This window comes from Shewanella intestini (genome assembly GCF_018221465.1).
Taxonomy (GTDB): domain Bacteria; phylum Pseudomonadota; class Gammaproteobacteria; order Enterobacterales; family Shewanellaceae; genus Shewanella; species Shewanella intestini.
In genome coordinates this window covers 49173-61750 of sequence record NZ_JAAIKR010000013.1, presented here as the reverse complement: position 1 = coordinate 61750, position 12578 = coordinate 49173, and the positions used below count along the sequence as shown (strand labels likewise).

The following is a 12578-nucleotide window of genomic DNA, read 5'->3' as shown; positions in this document are numbered from 1 at the left end:
GGTAACAATGCTACCATGGGAAGGTGTTTATGAATTTGTCGCAGTGGCTGAAACTGACAGTTTTACCGTAGCAGGAAAGCGTCTAGCCATTTCAACCGCGCAAGTTAGCCGTCAAATTAGCCAGATTGAAAATAGATTAAATACTAAACTTTTTTATCGCACGACTCGAAAAGTGTCACTTACTGAAGAAGGCCAAGTGTTTTATCGCCATTGTAGACAAGTGATTGATGGCCTTGAAGAGGCTGAGCGTGCCATTAGTAGTTTGCAAAATAAACCACAAGGGTTAATTAAACTGACAGCACCTGTGACTTATGGTGAGAAGTTTATTATGCCAATTGTGACTGACTATATGCAGCAATATCCTGATGTAGAAGTCATTTGTGAACTCACTAATCGACAATTAGATTTAGTCGACGGTGGCTTTGATTTAGCAATTCGTTTAGGGCGGTTACCTGATTCGAGCATGATGGCAAAACGTTTAGCCAGCCGTGAACAGTTTGTTTGTGCTGCACCTGAGTATATTAATCGTTTTGGTGCACCATATAAGTTATCGGAACTCAGTCAGCATAATTGCTTAATTGGTTCGCAATCGCATTGGCATTTTACTGAATCTGGTAAAGACAGGAGCATTAAAGTGCAGGGGAATTTACAATGCAGTAGCGGTATTAGTTTGCTTGATGCGGCATTAAAAGGGTTGGGGATTGTGCAATTACCTGGTTACTACGTTAAGCAAGCAATTAGTGAGAATAAACTAAAGGTGTTATTGGCCTCTTTTCAGCAAGCAAAAGAAGGCATTTGGGCTTTGTATCCACAAAACCGTCATCTATCGCCTAAAGTGAGGTTGCTAGTTGATAAACTCAAAAGTAATCTTTGTTAATTGCTTATTTATTAAATAATGTCTCTATTAAATATAAATCTTATATAAAGAAAGCGAATTTAATAAAATGAGTTAGTGTTTATCAATTATCAATTATCAATTATCAATTATCAATTATCAATTAACAATTTGGAACAAGTTCCAGATTGTTAATTATCGTTTATTTTTTATAAAAATATGCTTCGTCATTCATTTATAAAACCCTACCTCTTTATATATAACTAAACCTAGGTTAATTCCCTTTTTGGAATCAATTCCATCTTTATTATTGCGGTGTCAATTAAAAAAAAGGGTGATGACCTATGAGTAATATAGATCTATTAGGACGCCGTAAATTTATTGCAGGACTAGGTGCCGCAGCTGGTGCTGCAATGGTTTCGCCTGCAATGGCTGTGTCTGAAAAAGCAGATGGTGTTAAGTGGGATAAAGAATTAGAAGTCGTTATTATTGGTTCTGGTTTTGCTGGCTTAGCGGCAAGTATTGAAGCAATTAAGCTTGGCGCTAAAGATGTGCACATTTTTGAAAAAATGGCTTACTTTGGTGGTAACTCAGCGATTAACGGTGGGTTATTTGCTGTTCCTGGTTCTCCAAAGCAAGCAGAAAAAGGTATTAAAGATTCTGTAGAACGTATGGTTGCAGATCAATTAGCTTCAGGTCGTGGTATTGCTGATGAAGGATTACTTCGCCATGTTGCATCTCATGCAAATGAAGCATTACAAATGACACTTGAAGCTGGTGCTGAATTCCATCCTTACTTGCAACAGCTTGGCGGTCATTCTGTTGCTCGTACATACCAAACAACAGTAAGTTGTGGTGCTGGTATTACCCAACCTTTATTAAAAATGAGCCGTAAAATGGGCGTTCATACCCATAATCGTTCTAAATTTGAAGGTTTCCTTATTGGTAAAAATAATGAAGTGGTTGGCGTTAAAATGCGCGAAAATTACCACTTTGGTGAAAATCAACCAGGTAAAGTACTTAATATCCGCGCAAAACGTGGCGTGATTGTCGCTACTGGTGGTTTTGCTCAAAATATCAACTTGCGTATGGCGCAAGATCCTACCTTAACAGCTGAAGTAGGTTGTACCAATGCACCTGGTGCTACTGGTGAAGGTATGTTTGAAATGTTCCGTCTTGGCGCTGTACCTGTTCATTTAGCACATATTCAATCTGGCCCTTGGGCGTCACCTGATGAAGGTGGATTTGGTTATGTTTCTAACTATTCTATTTTCAACTTCCCTCATTCAATTGCGATTAACCGCCTAACAGGTAAACGCTTTATGAATGAAATTGCTGACCGTAAAACACGTGCAGATGCTGAACTTAGCTGCCGTGATGAAAAAGGAAATGCATTACCTCCAATCTTAATTACTAGCTTTAAGGATTCTAAAAAACATCCTAATACAGCCAAAGTCATCAAGTATAACGTAGGTTGGAAATTTGATTCTGTTGAAGAACTTGCTTCTCACTTTAAAGTGCCATTAAAAGAACTTAAAGCGCAAATCAAAGAATACAACGAATATGTTAAAACGGGTAAAGATACTCAGTTTGGCAAAAATATGACTAAGGCAAAAGATAAATATATCCAAGCGCCTTTTACTGTTGTTCGTTTGTGGCCAAAAGTACATTACTGTCAAGGTGGTGTTCAAGTGACCAAAAAAGCTGAAGTTAAAGATAGTTTTACTGGTAAACCTATCCAAGGCTTATATGCAGCTGGTGAAGTGTGTGGTGGTATTCATGGCGTCAGCCGTTTAGGAAGTTGTTCTATTCCTGAATGTATGGTCATGGGAATGACCGCTGTACGCAGCATGATGAAAGCCTAACCCAATTAACAAGAGGAATTATTGATGAAAACATTAAAGATGATGCTTGCATTGGGACTACTTAGTTTAAGTATTACATCAGCTCAAGCAGTACAAATTAGAGATTTCCATAAAGATGTCATTGGTCGTGATTGTAAAGCTTGTCATGATCATGGCATTAAGCAGTTTCCTTCAGATGAAGCTTGTTTGAAGTGTCATAATATTGATGATTTAGTTAAAGCGTCTAAACGTCCTGAAGAAGATAAATGGCAAAATCCACATAACAACTTGCACTATGGTAAAGATTTACCTTGTCAAGAATGTCATGCGGAACATAAAACTAAAAAACCTCTTTGTAGTAATTGCCACACTTTCAAATTTGATAAGCATATAGATTAATTTATATATTATTGTTTTTAGCTACATTATAAACAATTAAAGAAGGTCCTAACATTATATGTTAGGACCTTCTTTTTTATTAATCTAAATACTATGGGCAAACAAATATGACTTGAGTCAAAAATATAAAAACAGATTAAGTTTGTTTTATGAAATAGGTGTTAAAACGATTTTTGGAAACGATTCCAAATATACTATGTTGTGGTTTTATAAAAAATATAAATAAATAGGTGATGTATGAATAGTAAAATGATATTAGCAGCGCTATTACTTTCTAATGGTGTCGTGGCTGCAGAAATCCCAGACTTCTTAGATGCGAATGATATTAATTCTGCGCAGTTTACTTGTTTAGGTGAACAACCTACATATTCTGCAGCAGATCAAAAGTATATTGATACTTTATGGAATGAGACGTTAAGCTATTTAGAAGCTTATGCTGTTGCACTAACCAATGAGCAAGAAAGTAACTGTTTAAATTCAGATAAGGCTTTGGTTGATACCACTGAAGGTGGCCAAAAAATGTGTATCATGGATAGACGTGATATGAAATTAATGGTCAAAAATATTTATCAAGTCATTAATAATAAAGATGCTGCTAAAAAATGTTTTGGTGCTCGTGAAGATGTTAATTGGATATACAATCCAGGTGGGGAGTTAACTAAAAACTCACCAGTAGCACAACACTTTAAACGCACTACATTTAAAGAGTTTTTTGATAAAAAAGTAAAAGATAAAAAAGTTAAAAATTACGGTAAATCATTTACCAAAAACTTCTATAAAATGGTGACTGGTGATGAAGTTAAAATGCCAGCAGTTTTCCCATATGACATCAGTGCTAGAGCACTACCTAACTTATGGGCTGCAGCAGGTTGGTTCCCTATGTATGCTGAAGAAAGTAAGCGTAATGAGAAGAATTTTGATAATGTTCGTGGTGGTTATGCTTATGCAGAAATCTTTGGTCACTGGGGCTTGTTGCGTATTGATGAAATCAATGGTCAAAAAGTAGGTGCTGAAGTTGGTATGACAGTGCAATCAGTTGATACTTTATACCCATTCCATAACCATGCTATCTCTGAAATTTACTATAATATGCGTGTACCTGCCTGTGTTAATGAATTTAAAACGCTTGCTGTACGTGAAGATTCCCCTTTAGTTAAAACCGTTAAAGAAGACGACAAAATCCGTAAAGTTCAATTCGATGTTGGTCAACATAATTCGCAAACTTTGTGGTTATCGGGCAGTGCTAACAGAGACTCTCTAGTTTACTTACATCAAAACACTATTCACGCGTTTGAAGTTGATGGTTCTTGTGAAGCCAAACCTGAAGAACGTGCTTTAGTATCCGTATGGGCTCGTAGTAATGCCAATGATAAACGCAATGACTATGGTACGACTCGTCTTTGTGAATCCGCTAAAAACCCTGGTACGCCAGCTAAACGTGGTGAAGTTATTCAATGTGATTTAACAAAAGCTAAATGGTAATAACTTGCGTGTAAAAACGTGATTACTCATATCATAAGGTGTAAATATCTAAAAATTTACGATATAAGCCTTTAACAAGGTCGGCCTTATTAACTAGTCCAAGTTATACCGTATTTATTTTAGATGTTTTTTATATTAATGCTAAGTCATTCATTATTGGATGATTTAGCAAATAAAGGATATTTACTTTTATTTTAACGCTATCTTACCTTTTAAATTGATAGTTATTATTTTTATTAAAGTAAATACCCTAAAATATAATTAGGGTTTCTGATGAAAAAACAACTATTAAGTCTAGCCATTGCTGGTGTTTTATTACCTGCATTTATGAATTCAGCTGTTGCTGATAATTTAAACATCGGTGGTTCAGTTCGAGCCAACTACAGCTATAGTCAATATTCTGATACGTCAAAAGACAAGTTAGGTGATTTTGATTTTAATCTAGTGTCTGTAACGTTTAAAGATAAATGGAATGATATCGGTGTGGCGGCTGAATATCGTTTTTATAAAGGCTATGATTTTTTAAAATATGGTTATGCATACTGGGATGTTAACAAAGATTTTACCCTTAATGCAGGTGTTATTAGCAAACCTTTTGGTAACAAAGGTTATGCATCACACAGCTGGTGGTATAGCTTAAATTACTACTTAGGTTTTGAAGACGATTATGGTGTAGGTATTGGCGCTGCATATAAGAATGGTGCCTCACTTACTGAGTTAGCTTTTATTAAAGATGCAGCATATGGTGGCAGTGATCATCGTGATTTTGCTGGAACTGTTGCTACGGGTACCATTAAAATTGATGATACTCATAGTACTGACTATAACAACGAAGAAACCAACACCTTAGTTGGACGCCAAAGCTATACTTTAGAAACGGGTGACTTAACTACAGTGATTGGTGCTTCTGTTGAATATGGACAACTTTATAATGCAACAGCTGGTGAGAATGGCGATACTCTGAACTATGCCGTTCATCTTGATATGAACTATGATGGTTGGGGATTTCAAACACAATATTTAGCTTATGACTACGACCAATATGATGATGGTAAGATTGATCCAAATAAGATTGGTATGGGGATGTTAAACGGTTTTTATGAAGCTGCCAGCAAAGGTAAGGTATTAACGGCTAACTTATCAAAGAAAATTACCACATCTTGGGGTAACTATACTTTATATAATGATTTCAGCATGATTCAACCCGATGTTGATCAATTTGATGACTCTGTATTAAATACTACTGGTGTTTCAATCAGCTACGGTCCAGTGTTTGTTTATGTTGATTACTATGCCGCCAAAAATGTTCTTTGGCTTGGTGGAAATAGCTTAGGTTTGACACAAGCGAATGATGATTGGGAGCATCGCTTTAATGTTAATTTAGCTTATTACTTCTAAATATGATTACTTGTAAATAAACAAGCTAAAAAAGCCAACGTTATCGTTGGTTTTTTTATTATTATACTTTAAGTTTTTGAAACTTTAGCTAAATTTTTCACATTGGCTTTTATTAATGATATTAGCTGTTTGGTTGCATTGGTTTGAGTTTTAGGATTGAGGTAAATAGACTCATTAAAGGTTGGTAAAATTGGTAACCCATGTTCTATTGGATCTAATATTTGCATTTTATCGTTTATCATAAATTCAGCGACAGGAGCGATAGTAAGGTCATTTTCAACTGCCATACACAGTGCTTGTGGTGATGGAGTTGACAGTAATACATTAACTGAGCGCATAGTTAATTGATGATTTGCAAATACCTGAGCGCGAATAGGGCAGTTTTCAGGGTAAAGCGCCATTGGAATAACACTACGTTTATGGGCATTACCGTGCTTTGAGGCAACCCAATGAAAGTGTCGCTCAAACAGTAATTCTCCGTTGATGGGTGGCTGCCAATGAGTTGCTACAATAATATCGAGTTCACCATGTTGTAAACGTTTAAATAAATTGCCGCTAACATCGGTACTTATTACTAATTCAATACAAGTAAATTCGCGAATAAACTCTAATAAACAGCTATTTAAATATCGTGTAATATAATCTGTAGGCACACCTAAGCGTATGATTTCTTTGTTTTGGCATTCTTTTAATTCACATATCGCTTGTGAATTTAATTGCATCATTTTATAGGCATAATTAAGTAACGTGACTCCAGATTCTGTTAACGTTACCCCTTTATTATCACGGATTAATAAGGGTTGACCGACACGTTCTTCAAGTTTTTTTATTTGCAAACTTAAGGTTGATTGGGTTCGACAAATTTTTTCCGCAGCCTTTGAAAGATTGCCATTTTCTGCAATAGCAATAAAACTTTCTAACAATTCAATTTTTAACATAGGCTTAACTTATATTGGTATTGAAATAACTAATAGTGACATCATTATTACTCAATACCCTATTAGTAAAAAGCTTGTTATTGTATGAATGTGAAGTGATATCAAATTATAGCTAAAGGGTAAGGTGTGTATTATGAGTAGTTGGCAGCAAAGAGGGGATTACTTGGTCGAAGTCTCCCAACGTAGCTTAAAAGGTCATAAAACGTTTGATTTATGTCGCTCTCATTTAGTGAAGGCTAGCCAAATATCAAAGGGGACTATTTATAATCATTTTCCGACAGAGGCTGATTTAATGGTTTCTGTCGCTATTGATAATTTAAATAGTTGGTATGCACAAACAGAACTTGATAAACAAAATGACCAAACGCCTTTAATGCAATTTTTATTTCATCAATGCTGGCGTTTACACGATATTTTAGTGAATAAAAACTTTGTTATTGAACGCGTTATGCCTAACGCTGAGATATTATTGCAAGCCAGTGAAGTTTATCAGTTAGCGTATAAAAAAAGTTTTGAAACTTATATTTCATGGTTTAACAATATTGTTAATGAAATAGGTAAAGTAGAAGGATTTAACCGCGCAGAATTAGTGCTTAATTATTTACGCGGAACAATGATTAATAGTGATGATGCCGAAAAAGATGGTCATGATCCCCAGCTATATCATCAATTTTGTTATGCCATTGTGCATTTATTAGGTCATTCTGATAAACGGTTACCTGGAGTCACAACTTTTCAAACTTGGCTAAATCATTTGCCGCAACAGCAATCTGCGGCGTAAGGTTTACTTAAAGCCGCTATTTATAATCTGGATAACGCCGTTATTGAAATAATCAGTCTGATCATATTTATTTTTGAATCAGCTTAATATAATCCATTACTTTTGCTTTTGTCATACTGGTAATTTTTTTAATTTTATCAAAAGTGACAGCTTGCTGAGGTTGGTGCTGTTTAATGGTTTCAAGTTGCTGTAACCATAAATATCCTGTCATGGTGGCATCGGCTAATGCACGGTGAAAAACACCGTCATTAGGCAGTTGATGGTATTCAACTAGTGTGCCGAGCTTATGATTAGGTGCATCTTGGTGAATACGTCGAGATAACAGCAATGAACATGCAAATTGCCCTCGATATTGATGACCGATACGCTCAAACTCAGCATCTAAGAACTTTTTATCAAAACTGGCATTATGTGCCACTAAGTTAAACTCGCCAATAAAGCTTGCAAACCGGGTCATAACGGCTTCACAGCTTGGTGCATCGAGTAGCATTTTATTACTAATACCGGTGTATTGTTCAATAAAACTATTTACTCTGCGACCAGGGTTCATTAACTCTTGAAATGAATCGACGATTTCTCCGTCTACAATTTTAACTGCACCAATTTCAATCGCGCGATCACCATTATCAGGTGATAAACCTGTGGTTTCAAAATCGAGAACTACAACACTATTTGCCAAACACATTAATAAACCTCATTTTCAACGTTGTGCTACTTACCTATGCAAAAAGAGCTAAAGATTTTGCCAAGTAAGTCATCTGAGGTGAATTTACCGGTAATTTCAGATAATGCCATTTGGCACATGCGCAGTTCTTCTGCTAACAACTCTCCTGCTTGGAACACTTCGAGTTGTTCCTTACCTAGTTGTAAATGACTTGAGGCGAGATCTAACGCTTCTAAGTGGCGACGACGGGCAATAAAGCCGCCTTCTAAATTACTTTGATAACCCATCAGAGATTTTAAGTGTTGCTTTAACTCTTCTACACCTAAACCTGTTTTCGCTGAAATTCGGTAGACATTATAACCTTGCTCATTAGTATGAGAGAGTGACTCAGCGGTTAAATCAGCTTTATTGCGCACCACGGTGACGCCCAGTTTGGAAGGTAAACGGTCAATAAAGTCTGGCCATATATCGTGAGGGTTTATTGCGTTGGTGGTCGTGCCATCAACCATAAACAAGACTTGATCTGCTGTGGCTATTTCATCCCAGGCGCGCTCAATACCAATCTTTTCAACCGTATCAGCTGTTTCTCGTAATCCCGCGGTATCAATGATGTGTAGCGGCATGCCATCAAGGTGAATATGTTCGCGCAGTACGTCTCGAGTGGTGCCAGCAATTTCGGTGACAATGGCTGACTCTTTACCTGCTAGAGCGTTTAATAAACTGGATTTCCCCGCATTCGGGCGACCTGCAATAACGACTTTCATGCCTTCACGGATAATTGACCCCTGTTTGGCACTGGCTTTTACCGAGTCGAGTTTGTTTATGATGTTATATAACGCGTTGGCAATTTTTCCATCTGATAAAAAGTCGACCTCTTCGTCAGGGAAATCAATGGCAGCTTCGACATATAAGCGCAAGTTAGTGACTTGTTCTACTAACTGGTGAACCTCATCTGAAAACTCGCCCTGTAGTGAATTTAGCGCACTTTTAGCGGCTTGTTCGCTGGTCGCATCAATTAAGTCTGCAATGGCTTCTGCTTGGGTTAAATCTAGCTTGTCGTTCATGAATGCTTGTTCACTGAACTCACCGGGTTTAGCAATGCGTAAACCGTCAATTTCCATCACTCGTTTAATAAGCATATCTAGAACAATTTGCCCGCCATGGCCTTGTAGTTCTAATACATCTTCCCCAGTAAATGAATTTGGGCCTTTAAAAAATAGGGCAATACCTTGGTCGATAACATGGCCATTGGCATCGTTAAAATCACCGTACTGGGCGTAACGAGGTTTAGGTATATTGCCTAATATAGCTTGGGCGACGTTAGAGGCTAAATCACCTGAAACGCGAATAATACCAACACCACCTCTTCCTGGGGCGGTTGCTTGAGCTACGATAGTGTCTGTTGTCACGGTAGTACCTGCTTTTTTATAAAGGAAAAGGCGACTGGTTAAGTCGCCTTTTAATAAATTATATGAGGTCGAGTCTAAGGATTATTTTATGCCTTTTTTCGCCAAACCTGCATAAATAATCTTTTGCTGAGTGATTGCAACAAGGTTACCAACCAACCAGTATAGAACGAGACCTGCTGGGAACCATAAGAAGAATACGGTAAAGATAACCGGCATCCACTGCATCATTTTCACTTGCATAGGGTCCATTGTTGGTGCAATTGGCTGCATTTTCTGCATTGCCCACATTGAAATACCCATTAATATAGGCAGGATGTAATATGGATCTTGAACTGATAAATCGTTAATCCATAACATGAATGGCGCATGGCGTAATTCATAACTCTCAAGCAATACCCAGTACAACGCAATGAAAATAGGCATTTGGAAGAGAATTGGTAAGCAGCCACCCATTGGGTTAACTTTTTCTTTCTTATACAACTCCATCATGGCTGGACCCATCTTCTGACGGTCGTCACCAAAACGCTCTTTTAGCTCAGCCAACTTAGGTTGCAAGTTACGCATTTTAGCCATAGAGGTGTATTGCGCTTTTGTCAGTGGGTACAAAATACCACGAACAGTTAGCGTAATTAGAATAATAGCCATACCCCAGTTACCGACAATTGATTGGAAGAACATCAATAACCAATGGATTGGAATCGCTAACCACCACAAGAAGCCATAATCAACAACGAGGTTAAGAGACTCTGAAATAGCCGACAGTGCTTTTTGATCTTTAGGACCAACATAGAATTGCGCTTTAATCTCTTGTTGGGCTCCAGGGGCTATGTCATAAACCTTACCACGGAAACCAATATTGGCTAATTGCCCCTTACTTACACTTGAGAAAATCGTATTGGTATCTTCTGCTGGTGGCACCCAAGCTGAAACAAAGTAGTGCTGCAGCATTGCTGCCCAACCACCAGGAGTCGCTATATTGAGGTTACTTTTTTCCATGTCTTTAAACTTATACTTCTCGTAACGGGTGTCTTGAGTTGAATAAGCTGAGCCACGGTAAGTTGGCATCATCATATGGCTTTCTGATGGTTTTATTGTTTGTTTTATTTGACCATACATTTGCAGCTGCAGTGGTTGCGCTGATGTATTGCTGACTTGGTAATCAACCGTGATGTCGTATTGTCCACGGGTAAAAGTAAAGCTTTTTACAAACTTAACGCCATTTTTATCAGTGAAAGTTAACGGCACGGTTAACTCTTTTTGACCATCAGCAAAACTGAATGTATTTGATGATGCAGCGTAATGAGGACGACTTGTTGAACTGTCGATACCATTACGACCAATTAGGCCACTTTGAGCTATATAGGTGAAATCTTTATTTTGTTCAAGTAAGACAAATGGGTCTTCTTGATCTATTTCGCGTTTGTGTGCAACCAATGCTGCATGAACAATGTCACCACCAATAGGGTTAATTTTAATGCTCAATGTATCCGTATTAACGGTAATGAAATCTGCATTCATTGGTAATTGAACTGGAACGCCAACACTGTCGGCTTCAGGGACGTCAGCGCTATGGTCGGCAGCTGGCGTTGAGTGAGTAGCCACTTGTTGTACTTGTTGTACTTTTTGTGGTGCTTGATCAGTTTGCCATTGTTGCCAAAGCAAAAAGCTGACAAAAACGAGACCGATTAGCAAAATATTGCGTTGAGATTCCATAGTCTATTTATTACACCTGTTTTTTTTGGGTGGGACGGGATCACTACCGCCGGGATGTAAAGGATGACATTTTAATATGCGTTTGCCTGCAAACCAACAACCTTTTATCGTTCCATGCATATTAATTGCTTCAATTGCGTAATGGGAGCAGCTTGGGGTAAAGCGGCACCGTTGTCCTAGCATAGGACTAATTAAGAGTTGATAGCCTCGAATAGCCTTGGTGGCTAACCATTGTAACGGCGACTGAGTTTGCGCCATAGTTTCTCTATCAATTTATGTAATTGGGCATTTTCCATATCGACCACACCGTTGCGAACTAATACAACAATGTCGATATCAGGGATATCATGCTGATGCAAACGAAAACTAGTTCTGATCACTCGTTTAATTCGATTACGGTCACTGGCATTTTTTACAAAACGCTTAGCCACAGTTAATCCAATACGAGGATGTTGCTGGGAATTAGGAATCGCGAGCAGGGTTATTTCAGCAGAGGATGCTTTGATTGGATTGGTAAATACAGATTTAAATTGCGCGGGAGTTAATAATCTTAACTCCCGCTCAAAGGTATAACTAGTCACCTAATGCTACCTACTTAATTAAGCAGATAAACGTGCGCGACCTTTTGCACGACGACGTGCAAGCACCTTACGGCCGCCAACAGTGGCCATACGAGCGCGGAAGCCGTGAGAACGCTTGCGCTTCAGGTTGCTAGGTTGAAAAGTACGTTTACTCATGATGGCAATCCGTCTTTGTTAGTGAATAAACCTTATCTCCAAAATAGAGGTAAGGGCAAAAAAGAGGCCGAATTGTAATCACTTTACCCGCCAGCGTCAACTACGAAAGCGTGCTAATCGTGAAATTCTGCCTAATATTCTTTAAATCATTCTTGCCATAACCACCAGAAGGTGTGGATAACTCTGTTAACTAACACTATATCTTGTGGATCTTAACAGGCAAAAACAGATTAAAGGGCGGCTATTATAGATCAAAGGTGATCGGTTAATAAAGCCGTATATACGTCAAATTATCAATAATTGGATCGAAATTGATCTTTAATGATCCAAGATATCCACATACAATGATCGCATTGGGGATAAATATTATAGAAAGGA

The 12578-nt window shown here is 37.8% G+C and carries 13 protein-coding genes; 6 read left to right on the top strand and 7 right to left on the bottom strand.

Annotated features, from left to right (window positions below; genetic code table 11):
* Positions 1-7 precede the first annotated feature (7 nt).
* From G3R48_RS12920 to G3R48_RS12900, 5 genes are all read left to right on the top strand, one after another.
* Positions 8-877 carry a LysR substrate-binding domain-containing protein gene (locus G3R48_RS12920; protein WP_153665463.1) on the top strand — a complete coding sequence of 290 codons (870 nt, stop codon included), beginning with the start codon at positions 8-10 and terminating at the stop codon, positions 875-877.
* A gap of 302 nt (positions 878-1179) precedes the next feature.
* Positions 1180-2700 (top strand): acrylate reductase flavoprotein subunit ArdA, encoded by a 1521-nt coding sequence (gene ardA, locus G3R48_RS12915; RefSeq protein ID WP_153665465.1) that lies wholly within the window; start codon positions 1180-1182, stop codon positions 2698-2700.
* 24 nt (positions 2701-2724) lie between these two features.
* The gene (locus G3R48_RS12910; RefSeq protein WP_153665467.1) at positions 2725-3078 is read left to right on the top strand and encodes a cytochrome c3 family protein; all 354 of its coding nucleotides are present in this window, start codon (positions 2725-2727) and stop codon (positions 3076-3078) included.
* Positions 3079-3315: 237 nt separating this feature from the next.
* Positions 3316-4560 carry a dimethylsulfoniopropionate lyase DddY gene (gene dddY / locus G3R48_RS12905; protein ID WP_153665469.1) on the top strand — a complete coding sequence of 415 codons (1245 nt, stop codon included), beginning with the start codon at positions 3316-3318 and terminating at the stop codon, positions 4558-4560.
* A gap of 273 nt (positions 4561-4833) precedes the next feature.
* Positions 4834-5958 (top strand): hypothetical protein, encoded by a 1125-nt coding sequence (locus G3R48_RS12900; RefSeq protein ID WP_153665471.1) that lies wholly within the window; start codon positions 4834-4836, stop codon positions 5956-5958.
* 68 nt (positions 5959-6026) lie between these two features.
* Here the strand turns inward: G3R48_RS12900 and G3R48_RS12895 are convergent, their stop codons facing one another.
* A complete protein-coding gene (locus G3R48_RS12895; protein WP_153665473.1) occupies positions 6027-6896 on the bottom strand; it encodes a LysR family transcriptional regulator in 870 nt (289 codons plus the stop codon).
* 133 nt (positions 6897-7029) lie between these two features.
* On the opposite strand from G3R48_RS12895, the gene G3R48_RS12890 reads away from it, so the two are divergent.
* Positions 7030-7677 carry a TetR/AcrR family transcriptional regulator gene (locus G3R48_RS12890; RefSeq protein WP_153665475.1) on the top strand — a complete coding sequence of 216 codons (648 nt, stop codon included), beginning with the start codon at positions 7030-7032 and terminating at the stop codon, positions 7675-7677.
* 67 nt (positions 7678-7744) lie between these two features.
* Here the strand turns inward: G3R48_RS12890 and G3R48_RS12885 are convergent, their stop codons facing one another.
* The 6 genes from G3R48_RS12885 to rpmH form a co-directional block, all read right to left on the bottom strand.
* Complete coding sequence (locus G3R48_RS12885) at positions 7745-8362, bottom strand: 3'-5' exonuclease (protein WP_153665477.1); 618 nt, start codon at positions 8360-8362, stop codon at positions 7745-7747.
* Between the two features lie 26 nt (positions 8363-8388).
* The gene (gene mnmE, locus G3R48_RS12880) at positions 8389-9750 is read right to left on the bottom strand and encodes a tRNA uridine-5-carboxymethylaminomethyl(34) synthesis GTPase MnmE (protein WP_212593353.1); all 1362 of its coding nucleotides are present in this window, start codon (positions 9748-9750) and stop codon (positions 8389-8391) included.
* A gap of 81 nt (positions 9751-9831) precedes the next feature.
* On the bottom strand, positions 9832-11463 hold the full coding sequence (yidC, locus tag G3R48_RS12875; RefSeq protein WP_153665479.1) for a membrane protein insertase YidC: 1632 nt from the start codon (positions 11461-11463) through the stop codon (positions 9832-9834).
* 3 nt (positions 11464-11466) lie between these two features.
* Positions 11467-11721 carry a membrane protein insertion efficiency factor YidD gene (gene yidD / locus G3R48_RS12870; protein ID WP_153665481.1) on the bottom strand — a complete coding sequence of 85 codons (255 nt, stop codon included), beginning with the start codon at positions 11719-11721 and terminating at the stop codon, positions 11467-11469.
* Positions 11688-12044 carry a ribonuclease P protein component gene (rnpA, locus tag G3R48_RS12865; protein ID WP_212593352.1) on the bottom strand — a complete coding sequence of 119 codons (357 nt, stop codon included), beginning with the start codon at positions 12042-12044 and terminating at the stop codon, positions 11688-11690. The genes yidD and rnpA overlap by 34 nt, the downstream gene beginning before the upstream one ends.
* Positions 12045-12062: 18 nt before the next feature.
* Positions 12063-12200, bottom strand: coding sequence for a 50S ribosomal protein L34 (gene rpmH / locus G3R48_RS12860; protein WP_006083827.1), 138 nt, complete (start codon positions 12198-12200; stop codon positions 12063-12065).
* Between the last annotated feature and the right edge of the window lie 378 nt (positions 12201-12578).